This is a genomic window from Gracilibacillus salitolerans (genome assembly GCF_009650095.1).
In the GTDB taxonomy this organism is placed as follows: domain Bacteria; phylum Bacillota; class Bacilli; order Bacillales; family Amphibacillaceae; genus Gracilibacillus; species Gracilibacillus salitolerans.
In genome coordinates this window covers 3,970,874-3,994,371 of sequence record NZ_CP045915.1, presented here as the reverse complement: position 1 = coordinate 3,994,371, position 23,498 = coordinate 3,970,874, and the positions used below count along the sequence as shown (strand labels likewise).

At 35.5% G+C, this 23,498-nt stretch carries 15 protein-coding genes; all 15 read left to right on the top strand.

Annotated features, from left to right (window positions below; all coding sequences use genetic code 11):
• The first annotated feature begins 34 nt into the window (after positions 1 to 34).
• The 15 genes from GI584_RS19015 (at position 35) to GI584_RS18945 (ending at position 23,474) form a co-directional block, all read left to right on the top strand.
• Complete coding sequence (locus GI584_RS19015; RefSeq protein ID WP_153792221.1) at positions 35 to 1,105, top strand: TRAP transporter substrate-binding protein; 1,071 nt, start codon at positions 35 to 37, stop codon at positions 1,103 to 1,105.
• Positions 1,106 to 1,241: 136 nt separating this feature from the next.
• Positions 1,242 to 1,754, top strand: a complete 513-nt coding sequence (locus GI584_RS19010; RefSeq protein WP_100359230.1) for a TRAP transporter small permease — start codon at positions 1,242 to 1,244, stop codon at positions 1,752 to 1,754.
• Positions 1,751 to 3,001, top strand: a complete 1,251-nt coding sequence (locus GI584_RS19005) for a TRAP transporter large permease (protein WP_153792220.1) — start codon at positions 1,751 to 1,753, stop codon at positions 2,999 to 3,001. The genes GI584_RS19010 and GI584_RS19005 overlap by 4 nt, the downstream gene beginning before the upstream one ends.
• Before the next feature lie 236 nt (positions 3,002 to 3,237).
• Positions 3,238 to 4,281: an ABC transporter substrate-binding protein gene (locus GI584_RS19000; protein WP_100359232.1), complete on the top strand. Its 1,044-nt coding sequence runs from the start codon at positions 3,238 to 3,240 to the stop codon at positions 4,279 to 4,281.
• 141 nt (positions 4,282 to 4,422) lie between these two features.
• Complete coding sequence (locus GI584_RS18995) at positions 4,423 to 6,174, top strand: cache domain-containing sensor histidine kinase (RefSeq protein WP_153792219.1); 1,752 nt, start codon at positions 4,423 to 4,425, stop codon at positions 6,172 to 6,174.
• A 23-nt stretch (positions 6,175 to 6,197) separates the two neighbouring features.
• A complete protein-coding gene (locus GI584_RS18990) occupies positions 6,198 to 7,397 on the top strand; it encodes a response regulator (RefSeq protein WP_153792218.1) in 1,200 nt (399 codons plus the stop codon).
• Entirely contained in the window at positions 7,390 to 9,270 is a 1,881-nt protein-coding gene (locus tag GI584_RS18985) for a substrate-binding domain-containing protein (protein WP_153792217.1), read from the top strand. Before GI584_RS18990 ends, GI584_RS18985 begins: the two co-directional genes overlap by 8 nt.
• A 282-nt stretch (positions 9,271 to 9,552) precedes the next feature.
• Positions 9,553 to 11,085, top strand: coding sequence for a sugar ABC transporter ATP-binding protein (locus GI584_RS18980; protein WP_153792216.1), 1,533 nt, complete (start codon positions 9,553 to 9,555; stop codon positions 11,083 to 11,085).
• On the top strand, positions 11,066 to 12,070 hold the full coding sequence (locus GI584_RS18975; RefSeq protein WP_153792215.1) for an ABC transporter permease: 1,005 nt from the start codon (positions 11,066 to 11,068) through the stop codon (positions 12,068 to 12,070). The genes GI584_RS18980 and GI584_RS18975 overlap by 20 nt, the downstream gene beginning before the upstream one ends.
• Complete coding sequence (gene yjfF, locus GI584_RS18970) at positions 12,067 to 13,113, top strand: galactofuranose ABC transporter, permease protein YjfF (protein WP_153792214.1); 1,047 nt, start codon at positions 12,067 to 12,069, stop codon at positions 13,111 to 13,113. The genes GI584_RS18975 and yjfF overlap by 4 nt, the downstream gene beginning before the upstream one ends.
• 104 nt (positions 13,114 to 13,217) lie before the next feature.
• Positions 13,218 to 16,841 carry an FIMAH domain-containing protein gene (locus GI584_RS18965; protein ID WP_153792213.1) on the top strand — a complete coding sequence of 1,208 codons (3,624 nt, stop codon included), beginning with the start codon at positions 13,218 to 13,220 and terminating at the stop codon, positions 16,839 to 16,841.
• Between the two features lie 732 nt (positions 16,842 to 17,573).
• Positions 17,574 to 18,389 (top strand): ZIP family metal transporter, encoded by an 816-nt coding sequence (locus GI584_RS18960; protein ID WP_100359239.1) that lies wholly within the window; start codon positions 17,574 to 17,576, stop codon positions 18,387 to 18,389.
• Positions 18,390 to 18,744: 355 nt separating this feature from the next.
• On the top strand, positions 18,745 to 20,073 hold the full coding sequence (locus GI584_RS18955; RefSeq protein WP_153792212.1) for an extracellular solute-binding protein: 1,329 nt from the start codon (positions 18,745 to 18,747) through the stop codon (positions 20,071 to 20,073).
• Between the two features lie 115 nt (positions 20,074 to 20,188).
• Positions 20,189 to 21,997, top strand: coding sequence for a sensor histidine kinase (locus GI584_RS18950; RefSeq protein ID WP_153792211.1), 1,809 nt, complete (start codon positions 20,189 to 20,191; stop codon positions 21,995 to 21,997).
• Entirely contained in the window at positions 21,972 to 23,474 is a 1,503-nt protein-coding gene (locus GI584_RS18945) for a response regulator transcription factor (RefSeq protein WP_194842047.1), read from the top strand. Before GI584_RS18950 ends, GI584_RS18945 begins: the two co-directional genes overlap by 26 nt.
• Positions 23,475 to 23,498: the final 24 nt, after the last annotated feature.

Below are 23,498 nucleotides of genomic sequence, written 5' to 3'. Positions count from 1 at the left end.
ATGGAAGTCTCACTTTATAGAGAGGGGTTTTAGTATGAAGGGTCTTTGGATGAGTGTTATGGTATTGATTTTACTCACTCTGGCTGCTTGCGGTTCTTCAGAATCTGGAGGAGATACCGATGAAAGCAATATAGAAAGTGATAACAACGAACAAAATGAGGAAACGGGAACTAATAATGAAGATGAGGAAGCATATGTCTTGAAATTTGCACATGTGGTGAGCCCTTCTACTGCAAAAGGGAAGGGAGCAGAAAAATTTGGAGAGTTGTTGGAAGAGAGAACGGATGGGCAAGTAACGGTAGAAATTTACCCGGACTCTCAACTTGGCAGTGATCGTGAGATTTTGGAGCAAATGCAATCTGGTACGGTTCATATGAATGCTCCGTTTACAGGTGTACTTCCAACTTTTGTAGAAGAGTTTGAAGTGTTTGATCTACCTTATCTCTTTGAAGATCGAGAGCAAGCTTTTGAAGCAGTAAATGGAGATTTAGGTGATTACCTAAGTGAAAAATTAGAGGAACAAAATTTAAAATTAATAGGTTTCTGGGATGGTGGGTTTAAGCATTTTACAAACTCGAAAAGACCGATTGAAACACCAGAAGATTTAGATGGATTAAAAATGCGTGCGTCGCAAAGTCCTTTATTAATCTCGCAATTTAAAGCATTAAATGCTGGAGGGGTATCAATAGACTTTTCGGAGTTGTATACTTCCTTGCAGACAGGTACTGTAGATGGTCAGGAAAACCCTCTGTCTAACGTTATTAGTCAAAAATTCCATGAAGTACAAGATTATGTCACATTAAGTTCTCATGGTTACATGGGATATCCTCTAATCATTAGCCAGCCTTTCTATGACAGTCTGCCAGGAGATTTGCAAGAAGTGGTCGAAGAAGTGGCGATGGAAGTAACGGAATGGCAATGGGATGTGTCAGAAAGTGATGAGGAAGAATATATGCAAATATTAGAAGAGTCTAATGTGGATATAAATGAGTTAACTGATGAGCAGAAAGAGGCTTTTAAAGATGCGTTAAGCGGAGTTTATGAGGAATTCCATGATAAATTTGAAGATTCGGATAAAATGATCGAGTTAATCGAACAGAATTGAAGTCGTTGAGGTGGAATAAGAGCGAGGAATCGCTCTTATTTTGCACTATAAAAATGATTATAAATCTCATAGTTATCAAAGGAAAACTAAAGCTTTCACCGTAAGGACCTAACATAAGCCAAAAAGGGGGCTTCGTATGAGGACTTTCAATCAAGCCGTTAATCATATTGAAGAAGGTTTTGCTGTTGTATCCATGATAATAGCGTCAATTCTGATATTTGTACAAGTTGTATTACGTTATCTGTTTAATTTTTCGTTGATTTGGTCGGAGGAGGCTGCTCGCTTTTTAATTATTTGGTTGATTTTGGTTGGCAGCAGTATTGCGGTCAGGGAGAAAGGGCATGCAACGGTTGATGCGCTAGTAGCGTTTCTTCCACCGGCAGGAAAAAAACTCTTTTCTGTTTTTGCTAATTTAGCAGGGATTGCTTTTTGTTTGATATTGATATGGGCAGGATCAGAAATGGTTTCTAGTGTAGTAGAGCTTGGAAATGTCACGCCTGCATTAGGTGTACCAATGGCGATACCGTATCTATCGGTTCCGGTTGGTGGAGGATTAATGTTGTTTCGTTTTCTTCAATTGTTATTTACTGATGTGAAGCGGTCTTACTCTGAAGATGAAGGACAACCAGAGGAGGTCGTGGAGAAATGATTTTAATTCTTTTTATCGCCTTGCTGCTGATTGGTGCGCCGATTGCTATTGCCATTGGAATTGCTAGTTTTGTGGCAATGTATCAGCAGGGAATCTCGTTTGATGTCTTTGCACGAACACTTTTTTCTGGGATTGATTCTTTTACATTGATGGCGATTCCTTTTTTTATTTTCGCTGGAGATTTGATGTTATCTGGTGGGACATCGAAAAGAATCATTGATTTTGCTCGTAAATTAGTTGGGTGGACGACTGGAGGATTGCCAATAGCTGGGGTGATGTCCTCCATGTTATTTGCTGCATTGTCAGGTTCTAGTCCAGCTACTGTAGCAGCGATCGGTGGTGTAATGATTCCGTCTTTGCGTGATGCGGATTATTCGAGGAATTTCTCTGTGGGTTTAATGACAGCAGCTGGATCTTTAGGGATTATTATTCCTCCGAGTATTACACTGTTGGTTTATGGCTCTGCTGCCGAAGTGTCGATTGGAGAATTGTTTATCGCAGGAATTGTGCCAGGGGTTTTTATTGGTCTTGTTTTAATTGTGGTCAGCTATGTGATTGCCAAGAAACAAGGACATCAGCCGGAGAAACGGGTACGATTCGGAGAACTGGTACGATCCTTTATAAAAGCCATTTGGGGGATATTATTACCAATCATTGTGCTAGGTGGTATTTATGTTGGTATTTTTACGCCGACAGAAGCAGCTGCAGTAGCTATTGTATACAGTTTTCTAATCGGTTGTTTTGTCTATAAAGAACTAACATGGAAGAAAATATATAGTGTAACGCGAAAGTCTGTGATTACGTCTTCAATGATTATGCTGGTGATTGCAGCATCTAATGTGTTTAGTTGGTACTTAACCTATGAAAATATTCCAAAAGAAATCGCAGCCTTTTTCTTAGAATATGCAGATACCAAGGTTATTTTCTTACTTATGGTGTTTGTGATTTTACTAGTGGTTGGGATGTTTATGGATACAAGTGCAGCTGTATTAATTTTTGTTCCGTTGTTTTTGCCGATTGTATATGAATTTGGGATTGACCCGATTCACTTTGGAATTATTATGATCGTTACGTTAGCGATTGGTATGCTGACACCGCCATTCGGGCTCAATCTTTTTGTTGCATCAGGTGTGAGTAAAACACCTTTTTCCAATGTTGTTCAAGGAACATTTCCATTTATTATCGTACTGATTATCGCTGCGTTGTTTATTCTGTTTATTCCGGGGTTGTCGTTGTTGCTGATTTAAAAAGATGGTAACCAAGCATAAAGTGATTGATAGCAACCTTATTTCTAAATATGAAATGAGGTTGTTTTTACTAAATAAATGAGTTTGGAGTAATTCAATACATTGTTGTGTTTTTTGTATGTTCGATGTGTGAATGTACGGAAATTTATAAATAAACAAGCAATATTGTAAATACTTTTGTTAAGATCCCTTTTATCATGAGAAAGAGTCAAAATTATATAAAAGGGGAGAGTAACATGAAAAGTATTAAACAGGTATTTCTAATTTTGGTTACTACGTTATCATTTGTATTGATTCTTTCAGCTTGTAATACAGAAAACACAAACTCCACTAATGAAAACAATGAAACTGACAACAATAGTGAGGAAGTTTCAAATGATAATGAAGCTTCTTCTGACCCTATTGTGGTTGGTTTTTCACAAATTGGTGCAGAAAGTGGATGGAGAACTGCAGAGACAGAATCTATTAAAGAAACATTAGAAAATGATCCGCAGTTTGAACTGAAATTTTCTGATGCTCAACAAAAACAAGAAAATCAGATAAAGGCACTGAGAAATTTCATTGCTCAACAAGTAGATATAATTGCATTAGCTCCTGTAGTAGAATCCGGATGGGAAACTGTTTTAACAGAAGCTCAAGAAGCAGATATTCCAGTAATCTTATTAGATCGTGGTATTGAAGTAGAAGATGAATCATTATACACAAGCTTTATAGGATCAGATTTTATTCTTGAAGGAGAGAATGCAGCAAAAGAATTAATTAACCTCATTGGAGAGGACGAAGAAACGAACATTGTAGAACTTCAAGGGACTGTAGGGGCTAGTGCAGCAAATGATCGGATGGAAGGGTTTGCAAATATTATAGATGGAAATGATAATTATAATATTATTAAATCTCAAACTGGTGAATTTACAAGATCAAAAGGTAAGGAAGTTATGGAAGCGTTCTTAAAATCTGATGGTGAGAATATTGATGCGGTTTATGCACATAACGATGACATGGCATTAGGGGCGATACAAGCCATCGAAGAATATGGTTTAAAACCTGGGGAAGATATAAAAATTGTATCTGTAGATGGAATCGGTGATATTTTTGAGGCGGTTATTGCAGGAAAAGCAAATATTATTGTAGAATGTAATCCATTATTAGGACCACAGCTTGCACAAGCAGCAAAGGATTTAATGGAAGGGAAAGAAATCGAGAGATGGATTAAAACAGATGAAACAGTATTTGTGGGGGCAGAAGAAGCAGAGGCAGCCTTACCTGATCGCAAGTATTAAGTCGAAATAAAAATCGGGATTGTATGTTCAATCTCGATTTTTATTCTTATTTTAGTTCCTCTTGATAAAAAGTTCTTAATAATGAATAATAAGTCTATCTAAGAATTTTACAAAGGGGGGAGAACAATCAATGTAAAAAAAGTGTTGATATATTTTAATAACAAAAGTATTCGATTTAAGCTCTTATTTTATTTTATAATTATTATCATTTTATGTGTATCTACATTAAGTTTTTTTGGCGGAAATATCTATAAAGATTCACTAGAAGAAGAAGCTAATATGCATACTGATCAAATGATTAATCAAGTTTGGAGCAATATAAAAACATTGATAGAAGAAAATGAAAATATAATCTACTATCTTTCACAAGAAGAATTAGTAAAAGAGTTCATGATAGAACAAGATAGTAATAGTTCCACTGAACAGTTAATAAAAGATAAAATGGAAATTTACAAAAATAGACACCCTGAGATTGCGGGAATGTTAATTCTAAACAAGAAAGATAGGTTTATAAGTAACGAAATCTCACGAATTTCAAGAGATCCACTTACAAAGGAACCATGGTATTTAGAGACAATAGAGTCACCGGAAAAAACGCATTTAATTAGTAATCCAATTGGAAGAAATATAAAAAACAATTCAAGTTATCAAGTGAATAATGTACTCACGATTGTAAAGGCTTACAGGGATTCTGCTACAAATGAAGTAACGGGAGTTATTTTGATAGATCTAAAATTAGATTTTATCAAGAATATAATTGAATCTATTAAGTTGGGTAAAAGTGGTTTTGTATTTATAACTGATGAGAACGGTAAAGTTGTTTATGCACCAGTAAATGATATCGTTTACCGAATACATCCAAGTTGGTTACAAAATGAAAACTCTTCACCTGTTGAACAAACTATTAAAGGGAATAATTATCAAATTATTTACAACACTATTTCTGATATCGGATGGAAAGTAGCTGGTGTTTTTTCTCTAGATGAAACGACAGAAGTGGTTTCGGAAGTTCAAAAACTCACTTTTGTAATCGCTTTAATTACTTTGTTGGTAGGATCCATATTTTCATTGTTTTTTGCAAGTATGATTACAAAACCAGTTAATAAATTGAAAACACTAATGGGTAATGTCGAAGAAGGAAGATTTGATTTACGATTTCATTCCAAATACACAGATGAAATAGGACAACTGGGTAAGAGCTACAATAAAATGATTGATGAAATTGAGCGTTTAATTGAATTAGTATATAAAGAACAAAAAAGTAAACGAGAAGCAGAGTTAGAAATCTTACAAGCGCAAATCAAACCACATTTTTTATATAATACGTTAGATACTATTCAATGGATGGCGGACGAGTATCATGCTACGAAGATAACTGAATTAGTAAGTGCGCTGACAACGCTTTTTCGAATTGGTTTAAATAAAGGAAAGGAATTCATCACAGTAGAAGAAGAAGTTGAACACGTTAAAAGCTACCTTATTATACAGATGACTAGATACGAATCAAAATTAGAGTATGAAATAAGCATGAATGAAAGTTTAAAAGATTATCAAGTCTTAAAACTTATACTACAACCCTTAGTAGAAAATGCAATATATCATGGTATAAGGAATAAAAGAGGAAAAGGGAAGATTCTCATTAATATCGATACTCAAGATGGTAAGCTACTATTTGCAGTTCATGATACTGGAATAGGGATGAAAAGTGATACATTACGAGAGATTAATAATTATCTAAAGGAAAATGATTCTAATGAGTCTAAGGGGTATGGTTTGTTCAATGTTAATGAAAGGATCAAATTATCGTACGGAACTGATTATGGACTGGAAGTGTATAGTGAATTTAAAAAAGGCACAACCATTTATGCAATCCTTCCTCTTAAGCCATTCTAATCTATTTTCAAGGGGGTTAAATAATGTGGAACTTATTTATTGCTGAAGATGAAAGTATTATTAGAAGAGGATTAAAAAAATCATTAAATTGGGAAAGTTATTCAATAAATGTGATAGGTGAAGCAGAAGATGGAGAAGAAGCGTTAAACAAGGCGATAGAATTCAGACCAGATATTCTTTTCATCGATATCAATATGCCGTTTTTAAATGGATTAGAATTAATGGAAAAGTTACGGCCGATATTACCTGATGCCGTGTTTATTGTTATTTCAGGCTATAATGAATTCATTTATGCTCAAAAAGCAATTAAGATGGGAACAATAGACTATATATTAAAACCAGTAAAGAAGCCGGAATTGGAGCGATCAATTGAGAATGCTATAGATATTTTGAAGAAAAAGTCCAGGAATAGGCTTCGTGAAAAACAATTGGAAGGCAATAAACAACTTCTTAAGGAAAAATTTCTATTGAATTGGAGTCTTGGACACTATCAAGAAGACGAAATGAAGAAACAAGCAAAGTTACTGGGTATCCATTTAACGAAAAACACTGGATTATTGGTATTTAAAGTTATAAAAGAAATTAACATAGGAAGTATGGAACAAAATTGGAGTGATGTTCTGTTAAGTTTTTCAATCAAAAATATTATTAATGATCTTTTAAGTGATTATCAATCAAAAGAAATGTTCGAGGATCAATCTGGTCATATTGTCTTGTTGTTACCATTAATAGATACAGAAACTTTATTCGATATTAATCGAAAAATAGTCATAGAATTAGAGCGTTTTCTAGGCAAAGTCGTTACTTGCGAGGAGTGCCTATTGACTTCATTTTTGAGTTTTCCTAATGAATATAAAAAAATCATAAGTGATTTAAAATCAGCGAATAAAAGGACACCCATTGTTGCATTGGCCAAAAATTATATTGATCAACACTATGATAGTCAATCTATTTCGTTACAACAGGTTGCAAGTTATGTACAAGTGAATCCAACGTACTTAAGTAAACAAATTAAAAATGAACTGGGCGTCTCATTTATTCAATATCTTACAAATGTTCGAATTAATAAAGCACTAACCTTAATGAAGGATCCCTATTTGAAAATATATGAAGTAGCTGAAATGGTTGGTTATAGTACACAACATTATTTTTGCAATGCCTTTAAAAAAGTAGTTGGGTTTTCACCAACTGTTTATCGTACAGGGGAAAAAACACATGAATAAAAGCCTCGTCACTACTATCATATTGTTTGGAATAATTATGGTAGGTTTAATATTTTTAATAACGTACAAAATGTATCAGTCGAATAATAATTCAGAAGCCGAAATAGATTATGTTATTGGAGTTTCACAACCTAATCTACTAGAACCTTGGCAAATTTCAATGAATGAAGAATTACAACAGGAAGCATTAAAACATCAAAATATAAGAGTAATTTACACTGATGCTGCGCAAAGTACACAACAGCAAATTGATGATATTAATGCTTTAAAAGGATATGATATTGATTTATTAATTGTGTCAGTTGAAGATTCAATCGCAATGACACCAGTCATATCTAACGTATATAATGAAATTCCAGTAATTGTATTAGGAAGAGGAGTAGAAGGTTATAATTATACACTTTATATTGGCACAGACCATTATTTAATAGGTGAAATGGCTGCTGAAGCCACTACAAAATTGTTAGGAAATCAAGGTGGCAAAGTAGTCGAAGTACAAGGATTAACGAGTGCAGTTCAAGCAGAAGAGAGAAGTCGTGGTTTTAGAGAAAAAATAAATCAAACGAAAAATATTAAAATTGTAAACACACTTGTTGCTAATTGGCAAAGGGATAAAGCAGAAGATGAATTAAAAGCACTATTAGAAACAAGTGGCGATCAACCTGATTTAATATATGCTCATAATGATGCGATGGCCTTAGGTGTGTATAAAGCACTTCATTCGTTAGACGTCGATCATGTTAAAATAATTGGTAGTGATGGCGTGGATAAGATAAATGGAGGCATTCAGTTGGTGAAGCAAAAGAAAATAGATACTACATTTATAACTCCTACAGGAGGTAAACAAGCGGTACAATATGCTATTCGTATTCTGGCAGAAGATTCAGAAATTCCAAAAAAAATAATATTAAGAAATCATGAAGTATCTTCTCAAAATGTGGATGACTTTTATTTAAAGAGAAATGAGTTAAATGAACATTTAGGAAAAGATGAGAAAGTTACATTAGGATTCGCACAAGTAGGAAATGAAAGCGCGTGGAGGACGGCGAATACGGACTCCATAATAAAAGCAGCTGATCATGAAAATGTAGATCTTCAATTAAAAAATGCACATAATAATCAAGAAAAGCAAATAGCAATAATGAGGGAGTTTATCAAACAAAAAGTAGATGTCATTGCATTTTCTCCCCTGGTAGAACACGGATGGGAAGAAGTATTACAGGAAGCAAAAAATGCGGGAATACCTGTTATATTGTCTGATAGAGAAATAAAGGTTCAAGATAATTCACTTTGGACAGCTTTTATTGGATCAGACTTTGTTGAAGAGGGTAGAAGAGCTGCGCAATGGATAGTAGATCATATGGAATCAAGTAAGGATACTGCTCATATTATTGAATTAGAAGGCACAAAGAATTCAGCTCCAGCAACAGATAGAAAACTAGGGTTTAAAGAAGTTTTAGAAAACCATCACAACCTTCATATCATAGATTCATTATTAGGCGATTTCACATTGGGGAAAGGTAAAGAAATGATGGAAAAGGCGTTGCAACAGTTTGGCAGTGAAATTGATATAGTATATGCACACAATGATGACATGGCAATAGGAGCAATTGAAGCAATTGAGGAATACGGTTTACGACCAGGAATTGATATTAAAATTATCTCAATAGATGCTACAAATAAAGCGTTTAAAGCACTAAGTACTGGTAAATTAAATTTTACTGTAGAATGTAATCCGTTGTTGGGACCACAAATTATGCAAGCTGCTAAAGAATTGAAAAATGGAAGAGAAATACCAATGAGGATTATTACATCGGAAGAAACCTTTACACAAGAGGAAGCAAAAAAAGAAATGAAAAAAAGAAATTATTAAAGTAGTGTACCTTTAAGGCCCAAATAATATCTTATTCTAAAATATCCCCGTTTCACTAAAAGTGAAGCGGGGATGTTTTATGTTGTTTTGTTTAAAAGCCATGCAGCAACTTTTTGCTGTTTTAAAGTGGAGTACTGTTATTCGTTTTTATCATTAAACGGAAATGTGCAAAAAAAGACTTTTATTTTTAAATACAAACTTACAGGAAATAATTATACTTTAATCAAGCCTGTTCTTACTATATGCAATAGGTTAAAACACAGAAATAAGAGGGTGTTCTAGATGGTTTCTGAATATTTATTAATGGCTCAAGGGGTATCTAAGTTTTTTCCAGGCGTTAAAGCTCTATCAAACGTAAAATTCACTTTAAAACAAGGTGAAATTCATTCCCTTATGGGGGAGAATGGTGCTGGTAAATCCACTCTAATTAAAGTGCTCACTGGAGTTCACAAAATGGATGAAGGTTCTATATTTTTAAAAGAAGAAGAAATGGATCTTGATTCTCCCCAAAGTGCTCAAAACTTGGGGATTAGTGCGGTGTATCAGGAAGTTAATCTATGCGAGAATCTCTCTGTAGCAGAAAATATTTTTATAGGTAGGGAGCCAAAGAAAAAGGGAAGAATTAATTGGAAAGAAATTAATAGAAGAGCAGAGCAATTACTTTCGACGAGACTGAATATAGAAATCGATGTATCTAAAGTTCTTTCCTCGTATTCTACTGCCATTCAACAAATGGTCGCTATAGCAAGAGCGGTTGATATGTCTAATGGTGTGCTAATTTTAGATGAACCTACTTCCAGCCTGGATAAAAATGAAGTAAAACAATTATTTAAGGTAATGAGGGCTTTGAAAGAGGATGGAATGGGGATTATATTTGTTAGTCATTTTCTAGAGCAAGTCTATGAAATTTCTGATCGAATTACTGTTTTAAGAAATGGTCAATATATTGGAGAGTATGAAATGAACGAGCTTCCTAGAAAAGATTTAGTATCGAAAATGATTGGAAGGGAATGGGATGAAAATTCTGATCACAATGAAAAACAAATAAATAATTTAACATCATCTGATTTGCTATTACGTGGAACTAATCTAGCAAGAAAAGGATCTATTAATCCGTTAAATATAGAATTGCGTAAGGGTGAAGTATTAGGATTAGCTGGATTGTTAGGTTCTGGTAGAACCGAATTAGCTAAATTAATTTTTGGAATTGATAAGCCAGATCAAGGGGTTATTTATCTAAATAATGAAAGGATTCGATCTTTAAACCCAAAATCATCAATTGAAAGAGGTTTGAGCTTTTGCCCAGAGGATCGCAAGGTAGAAGGCATAATTAATGATTTAACGATTCGTGAAAATATTATTTTAGGGTTACAAACAAAAAAAGGATTATTAAAATACATTTCTATGAAAGAACAAGAAAGGATAGCTAATAAATATATCAAATTATTAAGAATAAAAACACCAAGTATGGAACAACGCATTGATAATCTTAGTGGTGGAAACCAGCAAAAGGTCATTCTTGCTAGATGGCTAGCTACAAATCCAACTCTACTTATCTTAGATGAACCAACTAGAGGAATTGACGTTGGATCTAAGCAAGAAATTAGGCAATTAATTTTTGATTTGGCAAAAGAGGGAATTACCATTTTGTTCATATCTGCTGAACTTGAAGAAACTGTAGCTTGTTGTGATCGGTTAATTATCTTACGAGACCGTCAAAAAATTGGAGAGTTACAGGGGGAGGAAATGACGGAGTCTAAGGTCATGGACATGATAGCTAAAGGGGATGTTGTAGATGAAGCAATACCTTCTTAAACTGTCTAGGCAAAAAATATTTTGGCCTTTAACTGTATTAGCTTTGTTACTTGTTTTAAATTTACTTATAGATCCTGGCTTTTTTGTAATTGAAATAAAAAATAATCATTTATTTGGCAGTCTTATTGATATTTTAAATCGTTCGATACCACTAGTGATAATCTCCATTGGAATGACACTAGTTATTGCAAAAGAAGGTATAGATATTTCCGTTGGTTCAGTATTAGCAATATCAGGTGCTACTGCAGCAGCAATTATGGAGTATCAAAACATTTGGCTGGCTTTAGTTGTAGCTTTAATTGTCGGAGTTGTCTGTGGTTTTTGGAACGGTTTACTTGTATCAGTATTTGAAATACAGCCGATGGTAGCAACTTTGATTTTGCTAGTAGTCGGCAGAGGGATTGCTCAATTGATCACTGGCGGGCAAATCTTAACGACAAATAACGCTATTTATAATTATATTGGTACTGGATTTTTATTTGGTTTTCCTTTCCCTATTTACATTGGCATACTTGTTTTTTTTATAATGATTTTCTTGAAGAAACGGACAGCTATGGGATTGTTTCTTGAATCTATTGGTAATAACATGACTGCCAGTAAATTTGCAGGAATTCAGCCAAAGAAAATAATTCTTCTTGTTTATACGATTTGTGGGCTTTGTGCTGCAATCGCTGGCATTATTGTAAGTGCAAATGTTAGTAGTGCGGATGCTAATAATGCTGGATTATGGATAGAACTGGATGCAATACTCGCAGTTGTAATTGGTGGTACGTCTATGCGGGGAGGAAGATATTTCTTAGCTGGGACCGTAGTGGGTGCATTATTTATTCAGACATTATCAACCACTATTTATTCAATTGGTGTAAATCCACAAATTGTAATGGTAGTTAAGGCGTTGGTAGTAATTCTGGTGTGTTTAATGCAGTCGGAGGCATTTAGAAAAATCTTTGTAAATTTGGGCAAAAAGAAGGTGTCATACACATGAGAATTTTTGATATAGCATGGATAGAAAAACATATTTTTATTCTTGCAACAACCGTATTAATTGTAATGTTATATGGATATGGATCTATTTCGTTTACTGGGTCTTTCAGTACTCAAGTTTTTTTAAATTTATTTATTGATAATGCTTATCTTATTATTGTGGCAACTGGGATGGCTTTTGTAATTATTACAGGTGGCATTGACCTATCGGTGGGGGCTTTTGTGGCGTTTATCAGTATGGTTTCAGCAACTCTGTTAGAAATGGGATTCCATGCATATTTAGTCATTATTCTTACACTTTTAGTTGGAATTCTTTTCGGTGGTTTTCAGGGATATTTAATTAGTCAATTTGATTTACACCCTTGGATTGTCACATTAGCAGGCATGTTCTTAGCGAGAGGTGCTAGTTTTCTAATTAATACCGAAAGTATTGTAATTACTAATGAAACATATAGCTATCTTTCCAGTGCTAAAGTACCTATCATCGGAGGAGGCTATGTATCTATCGGAGTAATTATTGCGTTATTGCTGGTGATAATGGCTATTTTCATGGCCAAATATACTAAGTTTGGAAGAAATATTTACGCCATTGGAGGTAATGTAAGTTCAGCAAAATTAATGGGACTTCCTGTTCAGCGGACCACCATTTTAGTATATATGTTTTCAGGTTTTTGTTCTGCGCTAGGTGGTTTTGTTTTTACCATTTACATGCTTTCAGGATATGGTTTGCATTTATTGGGTATGGAAATGGATGCGATTGCAGCATGTGTGATAGGGGGGATCTTGTTAACAGGAGGCTTTGGCTACTTAATAGGGCCTCTGCTCGGAGTATTAAGCATGGGGACTATTCAGACGATCATCATGTTTCAAGGTACACTTAGTTCATGGTGGACAAAAATAGCTGTCGGTTTTTTACTCTTTATATTTATTGTTCTCCAGAGACTTGTTGTCTTAAATAGGAGAAGGAAGGAGATGAAATTCAATAAAAAAATAAATGTTAAGCCTGACACTGAAGTACTTGCTAGGAATCAGTTGGATACTTAATCCTTTGCTACTGAATTGAAGGAGGTGATGTAAATGTAGTTTTATAAAGAAACTTGTACGTGGTAATCATTTCTTGTATTAACTATGTAAAGAGGAGGATTTTCATGAATATCAAAATTAGAAGGAATGGAATTTTAGCTTTTTTTATCATCATGATGTTTTTACTCCCACTTTCCACTTTAATTGCAGATTCTGAAAACGATGGACAAAATGGTTTGAAGGGGGATTTTTACACTAGTTCAAACCCTGGTGCATTTGATTTTGATGATAAGAAAGCAACTGTAGTGTCACCAAATATCAACTTTAGTGATTTAGAGTCATTGTTAGAAGAATTAACAGGACAAGCTGATGATGTATCTGTTAGATGGACGGGTCAGCTACAACCTGAATTCTCTCAAGATTATACTTTTTCAATGATAGGAGATAATGGCTTTCGTTTATGGATAGATAATGAATTAATAATTGATCACTGGGTGAATGATTGGGATAATGAACAGCAAAGTGCTCCTGTTTCATTGGAAGCTGGAGAATTGTATGATATTAAAATTGAGTATTTTGAAGACATGGGTGGTTCGAATTTAAAGTTAAGTTGGTCAAGTGATTCACAGCCAAAAGAAGTGATCCCAAGTCAAAACTTATATTTGCCAGAGGATTATTCTGTAACCGGTCCTACTGATGCAGCTATTTCAGCAGACGGTTTGAAAGTTTCGTTGACATTTGAAAACGCTTTAAATGAATTGCCAGATGAAGCTACCAATTATTTTTCTGCAATAGGTAATAAGCAACCAATTCACGCTGAGTTAAAAGCCGATGATCCTTCCACAATTCTTTTGGAACTAGAGTATCCAATTACTGCAAAAGATAATGATAATTTATTTATATCTTATGATGGTGAAGGCCCAATTACTACTACAGAAGGAAAATCACTGGAAGGCTTTACGACTTTTGCTATTAACAATTCTGAATATATTATTGCCTCGCCATGGGCAGAAGATATCGATAAAAATAATGTATTACCTGAATACCCAAGACCACAGATGGTTAGAGATGACTGGGTGAACTTAAATGGTGAATGGCAGTTTGAATCTGCATCTAGCGATGATTCACTTCCAACTGGTCAATCCCTGGATGAAACTATTCTTGTACCGTTTGCTGTTGAGTCAGAATTATCAGGTATTGAAAGACATGAAGATCATATGTGGTATAAACGTAGTTTTACGATTCCTGAAGGATGGTCTACTAATGATGTGTTATTACATTTTGGTGCTGTCGATTGGGAAACAAATGTTTATGTGAACGGAAATGAAGTAGGTAGACATAAAGGAGGATATGATGCATTTAGTTTTAATATTAGTGAATATTTAGTTGGAGGAGAAAATGAGCTAATAGTTGAAGTAAATGACTCTACGTCATTAAGTCAAGCACTTGGCAAACAACGATTAATTCCTGGCGGGATCTTTTATACATCTGTTTCGGGCATATGGCAAACAGTATGGTTAGAACCGGTTTCTAACACACATATTAGCAACCTGAAAATGACACCTGAAATACATGACGAGTACTTAGAATTACAGGTAGAAGCTTCAGACGATACCGATCTGGAAGTGGAAGCCATTGCATATAAAGAGGGCGAAGAAGTTGGCAGAGTGACTGGTAGTGTTGGAGAAAATATGCAAATACCAGTACCAGATCCTAGATTGTGGTCAACTACAGATCCGTTTTTGTATGACTTGAAAGTTCGACTGAAGGATGGAAATACGACTGTAGATGAAGTAGCTAGTTATTTTGGTATGAGGGAAATTTCAACGGGTATGGTTGACGGAACACTACGTCCTTTACTGAATGACGAATTCGTATTTCAAATGGGACCGCTTGACCAAGGTTACTGGCCGGCTGGCATTTATACGGCTCCAACAGATGACGCGTTGAAGTTTGATATCGAACAAGCGAAAGAACTTGGTTTCAACATGATCCGTAAACATGCAAAATTAGAGCCGCAACGTTTTCACTATTGGGCGGATAAAATGGGTATGTTAGTTTGGCAAGACATGCCAAGTATGTTTGATACTAATCCATCTTCAGAAGATGCAGAACAATTTGAACAAGAGTTTGAAGAAATGATCAATGAGCATTACAATTCCCCTTCATTATTTTTATGGACAGTGTTTAATGAAGGATGGGGTCAATATGATACAGAAAGAATAACCAATTGGGTAGAGGAATTAGATCCAACTCGCCTAGTCTCTAATGCAAGTGGATGGACTGATGTGGGTGCAGGTGATGTAATAGATTTCCACGCATATGTAGGTCCAGATTCACCAACACCTACGGAAGACCGTATAGCTGTACTTGGAGAGTATGGTGGCCTTGGCTTGCATGTTCCTGGCAATGAATGGAGTGGAAACGTCTTTAACTATGAAATGCAAAGCAGTAAGGAAGAATTAACAAATCGCTATCTTGGGTTAATTGATGGTATCAAACAACTAAAAGAAGATCCCGGTTTAAGTGCAGCTGTTTACACACAAATTACTGACGTAGAGATTGAAATTAACGGCTTGTTGAGCTACGACAGGAAAATCGAAAAGGCTGATTTTGACCAAATACGCAATGCTCATAGAGAATTAATTGGCCTTGTTGATAATAGTGATTTAGAAAAACTAATCAGTGAAGCACAGGAGTTACTCGATAATGCTGAAATAGGTGAAAAGCCAGGACAATACGAACAGAGTGTTGCAGATGCATTATATTCAGCAATAGCTAGTGCTCAGGAAGTATTGGAACAAAATGATCTATCAAAAGAATCGTTAAAAGAGGCAATTGAGATTTTAGAAGAAGCGGTTAATCAATTTAAAGATCAGGTGAATCCTCCAATTGCTTCTGGTGCAAATGTTGATCATTTTGATAGTGAGTCATTATCAGAAGAATGGTCTATTTATAGGGAAGTAGAGGAAAGATGGAGTTTAACAGAAGTGCCTGGCAAGTTAAGAATATTAACATCTGAAGGAGATTCGCACGAAGAAGCTAACACTTTGAAAAATCTGTTTCTGAGGGATGCACCTGAAGGTAATTTTGAAATTACTACAAAGCTTACTGCTCCAATCCGCCAAAATCACCAACAAGCAGGTTTGTATATTTGGGAAGATGAAGATAACTATGTAAGACTCGGTCATGTTTGGGATACGAATACTACTGATGGTTACAGCATTGAATCAGCTAAAGAAGAAAATGGTTCTTATTCGAAACCAGATAACATGGTCGCACATCCGGGGACAGACACCATTTATTTGAAGTTGAAAAAAGTTAATAATCAAGTGACCTCATATTATTGGGATGGCTCAGAATGGATTCAAGCGGCAGATCCAATGGAGATTTCACTAAATAATATAAAAGTAGGGTTATATGGCACATCAACTTTTGCTGGAGATATAAATGCTGACTTTGACTACTTTACATTACAAAATTTATTGGAAAGTCCAACAGATCTGCAAGAATTAATGGATAGCTATATTGAATCAGGTGATTTAAGCGGACCATTAGCAGATCAATTGACAAACACGTATAAACAGGCAGTTCATCATTATGAGAAAAATTCGGAAGCTCAAGCACTTAAGTTTATCGAAAAGTATTTGACTCAGATTGAGAAACCATCGATGCAGAAACATATTTCAGAAGATGCAAAAGAAGCATTAGTGGAAAGAGCCGAAGCTTTTGCTGAGCAGTTAAATTAAATAATGTGAGATCAAGTAAATAGAAAAAGGGAGTAGGCGAGTGCTTACTCCTTTTTCTAGATAGGAAAGAAAGGATAAAATTTGGGTATTTGACTATCTTCGAGTGCCCAGAAACTAGGCGACTTCACGAATCGCCCTAATGCCCTTGGGAGAAAGTATAAATTGTCAGCCTAGAAAAATAAGTACCAAAATATCGAAGCACAAAATCAAAGTAGTACTTAAAAGACAATTAAGAACCAAAACTAGAAAGCAAACGATCAAATATGGTACTTAAAGCCGGTTTAAGTACCAAAGTGAAACCCAATATCTTAAATTTGGAACTAAAAAAGAGGATAAGTACCAAAATTTATAATGAACAAGCTGAATTGAAATTGATGAGATAATCCTTATTATGAATATTGGATTGAAGTAGCCTGTATGCCTGAATATACGGGCGCTCTGCGCTTTTCTTAATCTATTTTTGTGCTCTTGCTTTTCTTTGGTGCACCAATGCTATCGTTAGCTCTCAAGAAAAATTAGCAACTGCAAATTAAATTTAAGGGAAGAAAAGAATAAAAGGGGCAGTACCATCAACTCGGTACTGTCCTTTGTCATGTTTCTGGAACGTTAAATTTAATTACTGGCAAAATTAGTGCTAAACTATAATAATTAATTATTTCATCTATCATTTGATAAAATAGTGTAATCAGTTGAGAGTTATCTAACATTTAAGAAAGGAGTTCTTTCTTCATCATGATCGATTTTTTTCAACATTTTAGTCCAATAACACAAGCACTTATAGCTACTTTATTCACTTGGGGAATGACTGCATTAGGAGCGAGTCTTGTTTTTGCAACGAAAAGCATCAATCAGCGATTAATGGATAGTATGTTGGGCTTTGCTGGTGGTGTTATGATTGCCGCTAGTTATTGGTCTTTACTAGGTCCAGCTATTGAATTGTCGGTTGATAATGCCATCGGAAACTGGTTTCCCGCAGCATTTGGATTTTTATTAGGTGGTGTTTTCTTATGGGGGATTGATAAGGTTTTACCTCATTTACATCCCAATACCCCTGTGGAAGAGGCGGAAGGAATTCACCAGAAAAAAAGAAAAAGAAGTACACTGCTAGTACTTGCGATCACGCTTCATAATATCCCAGAGGGGTTGGCAGTTGGAATTGCTTTCGGTGCACTTGCAAATGGTGGAACAGAAGCTTCTTTAGCCGGTGCTATCACATTAGCACTAGGCATTGGTATTCAAAACTTTCCTGAAGGTGTGGCAGTTTCCATGCCATTAAGAGCAGAAGGGATGTCGCGCACTAAAAGTTTCCAATACGGGCAATTTTCAGGAATGGTCGAACCGATTGCTGCGGTCATTGGGGCATTTGCAGTTTCCTTTATTGAACCATTATTACCGTACGCATTAAGCTTTGCGGCTGGAGCGATGATATTTGTTGTAGCCGAAGAAGTGATTCCGAGTTCACAAGAAAAAGGCAATAAAGATTTGGCTTCCATGAGTTTAATGGTAGGTTTTGTATTGATGATGATTCTTGATGTGGCATTAGGTTAATGTATTCACGAGGACAAGGATTGATTACGCCCTTCCTTGGATATATTCATTTATCCAAGGAAGAACGATACTTTTCCAAGGAACAGAAACGCTTATCCAAGGAACAAAAACATGTGCATCAATCTGTTTTGACGTAAATCGAGTACTTCTGTCCCACCCCCGCTTTAGCAATGCATTTTATTATGGGTAAAGGATATAGGATTACTGAGTATTGTAACTTTATTATTAAACGTGGATGTATTTTTTACGGAGTATAAATTATTGGATATTATATTAACTTTGTTGTATTTTTTTGTTTATCCTTCTATGAGATAATCCCTAATGTAAGCGATAACAAAAACGCGGAGGGTTGATTATGAGAAAGTGGAGCAATAATTTATTTCTAGGTTTAGTCGTTTTACTGATTAGTTTCTTAGTAGCATGCTCAGGTGAGAGTGGAGAGGAAACATCATCAAATGATGGAGAATCCACAAATGATAACGCGAATGACGATGCAGTCACATTGAAATTCTGGAAATCAGAAGATATTGGCAGAGCTGATTACCAAGCATTTATGGATGTAGTAGAGAAATTTGGTGAAGAACATCCAGAAATTGACCTTCAGGTAGATACAACACCACATGCTGATTATAGAACAAGATTAAATACACAAGCAGCTGGTGGACAATTACCTGATGTTTTCCAAGTATGGCCCGGCGCAGAATTGGAACCACTTGTAGATGGTGGTGTTGTACAACCAATTAATGATATTACTAGCTATTGGACAGAGGAAACAGGCTTATTGGATGAAGAGGACTTTGATGACTTTTCGATTGATGGTGATGCCTATGCTGTTCCTGCTAACACAAATCCAACACATATGATTTTTTATGATAAAGATATGTTAGCGGATGCTGGATATGATGAGTTTCCGGAAACGTATGAAGAGTTTCTCCAGCTTATAGAGGATCTTAATGCAAGTGATATTACACCAATGGCATTAGGTAACTCAGATGCTTGGGTATTGCAATCTGTTTATATTTCAACGATAGCAGATCGATTTACTGGAAATGATTTCTTGGAAGGCGTTTCCAGCGGAGAGCGAGCATTTACTGATTCAGATTTTGTCCAGTCATTGGAAGTGATTGATGAATTAGTGAAAAAAGAAGCATTTAATCCTGACCTAAATACCATTGATAGTACACAGATGATTGATTACTTCCTTCAAGGAAGAACGGCAATGGTGATGGATGGAAACTGGGGTATTTCTTCTATTTTAGAGAATATGCCGGAAGATAAAAATATTGGTGTCTCTATGATTCCTTTAAATGATAAGAAGACGATATCTACTGTCGCAGGAACAGGGGTTGCTATCAATAGCGAACTAGAGGGCGAAAAACTCGAAGCAGCACATACATTTTTACAATATGTCTACAATCAAGAGCTATGGGAAGAGTTGATTAAAGTTGGTCGCCCGATTATTGCGAATGTAGATGTTCCGGATGACGCAGAACTTCATCCATTAACAGAAGAGATGTTAGAAGTTATTGCCGAATCGGAACCAGCACCGGTTTATGATGCGACCTTGACACCGGCAGTAAATGACCAATTAGAAAATGAGCTGCAATCGATAACGGTCGGTGGTTCAACTCCTGAAGAAGCAGCCGAAAATATTCAACGTGTGGCAGAAAGTGAGCTAGAATAGTTGATAGTATGAGCTGATAAGTAGAGTGTCTTACGGGATGCTCTACTTTTTGCGCATAAGGAAAATGTTATACTCTACTTACTACTAACTACGAAATAAATAGGAGTAAATAAACATGCAACTAATCCACTATATTAAAAACAGTTTAAAATGGAAATCTGTTATTATCTTTCTACTACTTGTAACGATACCAAGCGGCTTAATCGGTTCGATCGTTATCTATCAATCTAACAATATCTTAAAAGAACAGATTATAACTACTACTCATCGTAATTTAAATAACATGGAGTCCCAATTAAATAATGTTATCGAAGAAATCGAGGATATTTCCAGGTACATGATTTACAGTAATGAATTTCGTGATTTCATGACGTATCCAGCTGTTACAGGTGAAGATTACAACCATTTAAATCAAGTCCGTAGTAATTTAAATGGTTTCTTTGTTTTCCACCAATCAGAGAAAGATTATTTTCATTCTGTTCAAATAGAGGGACAGAATCAGCAAGTACTATCAGTTGGTGAGATTGTCGAAGGAGATGAAAAAAAATGGGTTAACCAGGCAATGGAGATGGAAGGGGAAATGCTGTGGAGCCCGCCTTACGAGATGTATAACCAACGAACCAATCAAGATGAAAAAGTGATTACCTTGTACCGTGTTATTAACCATCTTTATGATATTAAGCGACCAATTGGATTTGTCAGTATCCGTCTTGATCAGCAAGCATTGTATCAGCACGTGACAGCAGGTTTTACAAATGAACAGCATCAAGCCTTTTTCGTTCATAACCAAGAACAGGATATAACGGGTTCTGACTTAGGTCAGGTTTTTAGCTATCAAACAGTTATTGATAATATTCATTCAGGTGGAGAAAGTTTTCAGTTAGAGTCAAACGGTGATGTTTATTATGGTGTATCGAGATATATCGAGCAAATTAATATGCATTTGGTATCGGTAGTCAGTGAAAAGTATATTTTATCGGAAATGAAGGATATCCGATCAACCTTTGGATATATGATTTTGATCGCAGTGTTTATGGGGTTAATGACATTTGCTGGATTTGTCTTCTTTGTCGTTCGACCAATTCTGGAATTAACAAGAGAAACAAAACGGCTGGAGCTCGGGGACTTTAAAGCACGGGTTAAAATCCGCTCGAAAGACGAGGTTGGGCAGCTTGGCTATCGTTTCAATTCGATGGTTGAACAGATTCAGCGATTAATTGACAATAAATATAAGCTGGAGATTCAAAATAAGCATTCAGAATTGAAAGCGTTACAAAGTCAGATCAATCCCCATTTTCTATATAATACGCTCGACATGATACGCTGGACGGCCCGTTTGGAGCGAGCGCCGGAAACAAGTAAAAGTATTGAAGATTTATCGACTTTATTTCGGATTACCCTTAGCCAAGGAAAGGTATGGATTCCGTTAAAGGACGAATTAAAGTATGTCCAAAGCTACATGGAGCTACAGAAAAAAAGGTTAGGAGAAACCTTTCAGTATACGATTTTTATGGAGGCAGGATTAGCTAATAGTATAGTTCTAAAATTAATGCTGGAACCCTTAGTGGAGAATAGCTTTAAACATGGCTTCCGGCATTCACAGGAACATAAAAATATCACGATACGTTGTTATCTTAAAGGTGACGTAATCGTTGTCGATTGTTTGGATAATGGTATTGGAATGGATATCGAAAAAGTGAAGCCATTGTTGCAAACGACAGAAGAACAAGACAGTTATGCTTTAAAAAATGTTCATGATCGTATTACCAATGCATTTGGCCAGGATTATGGAATCGAGATGATAGAAGTGCAAGAAGGTGCATGTGTGAGATTAAATCTTCCCCGGATTAAAAATAAACAAATGCTAAACAAGCTGATAGAAGGAGATGAAATGCCGAATGACGCTAAAGATGTTGATCGTTGATGATGAACCATTAATATGCCAAGGACTATCCAACACTATCCCTTGGGAGGAAATAAATATCGATATTGTTGGATCTGCAAATAATGGTAAAAAGGCATTAGAAATGATAGAAAAAGAGCCGGTAGATATCGTCATTACTGACGTCTACATGCCAGAAATGGATGGTATCAATCTATCAAAGGCACTTGCTGATTGTTTCCCCAACGTGAATATTATTATGATTAGTGGCTATGAGGAATTTGAGTATGCCCGTCAGGCAGTCCGTATCGGTGTGAAAGATTATTTATTAAAGCCAGTAGATATCGATGAATTACTGGCATTAGTCAAGAGAGTAAAGCAGCAAATGGAAGAGACTCAAAAAGAGGAACAGGCTAAACAAGAGACGATGTTGACCAACTACTTATCTCAACAACTATTTCATTTACCAGATTCCTATAATCTTGCGGGAAAAATCAATAGCCAAGCATACGCGTTTCGCCTCATGTTGCTTGAAAAAAGGAATTATAAAGCAGTTCGTTCAGTCGAGTCGTCTGATCGTTTGAAAGAAATCATCGATCAATTTGAAATTTCTTCGATATGTTTGGAGACGCATGAGAATCAACTGGCCGTATTTCTTTATGATCAGCAGGATATCTCGGATGATAAAATCAACCGGCTCGTTACTGGCATTATCGAAGCATGCGATAACCAGATAGCGATTTCCTCTTGTTATCATGATTTGCATCAGGTATCGATGCTTTATCAGGAATTAAACCAGCGACAAAGCTTCTATCGAGGCTCATCCAAACAGATTATTACAGATACAGAAGATATGCCATCTGAAATAGATTATGAAGTGGAAAAACAAATTGTCGATGCTATAAGTAATGCGCTTTTTCAACAGGATAAGGCAGAAGTAGATAAACTAGTGAAGCAACTCTTTGCGGATTTAGAGCAAAACCAGTTAACGCTTGAACTAAAAAAACATGTGATCATTGAACTGCTTAACTCGATCAAAGAAAGAGGTCAGGATTCAACATTTGAAAACCTCGATTTTACCTTGGATCAGGATATCGATTTACTTATTTATAATAGTGTAGATGCCATTCAAGCTTTATTGTTAGAGGATCTCGAGCGGCTGATTGATTATTTACAACATTCAAGTGAAAATCATTGGATTATTCAACATGCTAAACAATATATCGAAAAGAACTATCAAAAAGATATCAAAGCAGTGGAAGTAGCAGAAGCACATTACATTACACCCAATTATTTTAGTATGCTTTTTAAACAAGAGACAGGTTATAGTTACTCCGAGTATCTTAATAATATACGGATAAATAAGGCAAAAGAGCTGCTCTCAGGAACCACGAACAAAGTGTTTGAAATAGCCGAGTATGTCGGATACAGGGAATATAAATATTTCGTTCAGGTATTTAAAAACTATGTTGGTATCACTCCTACGCAATTTCGTCGCCTCCATTCCATAGAAAAGTAGATATAATGTTAACTTTATAGTATT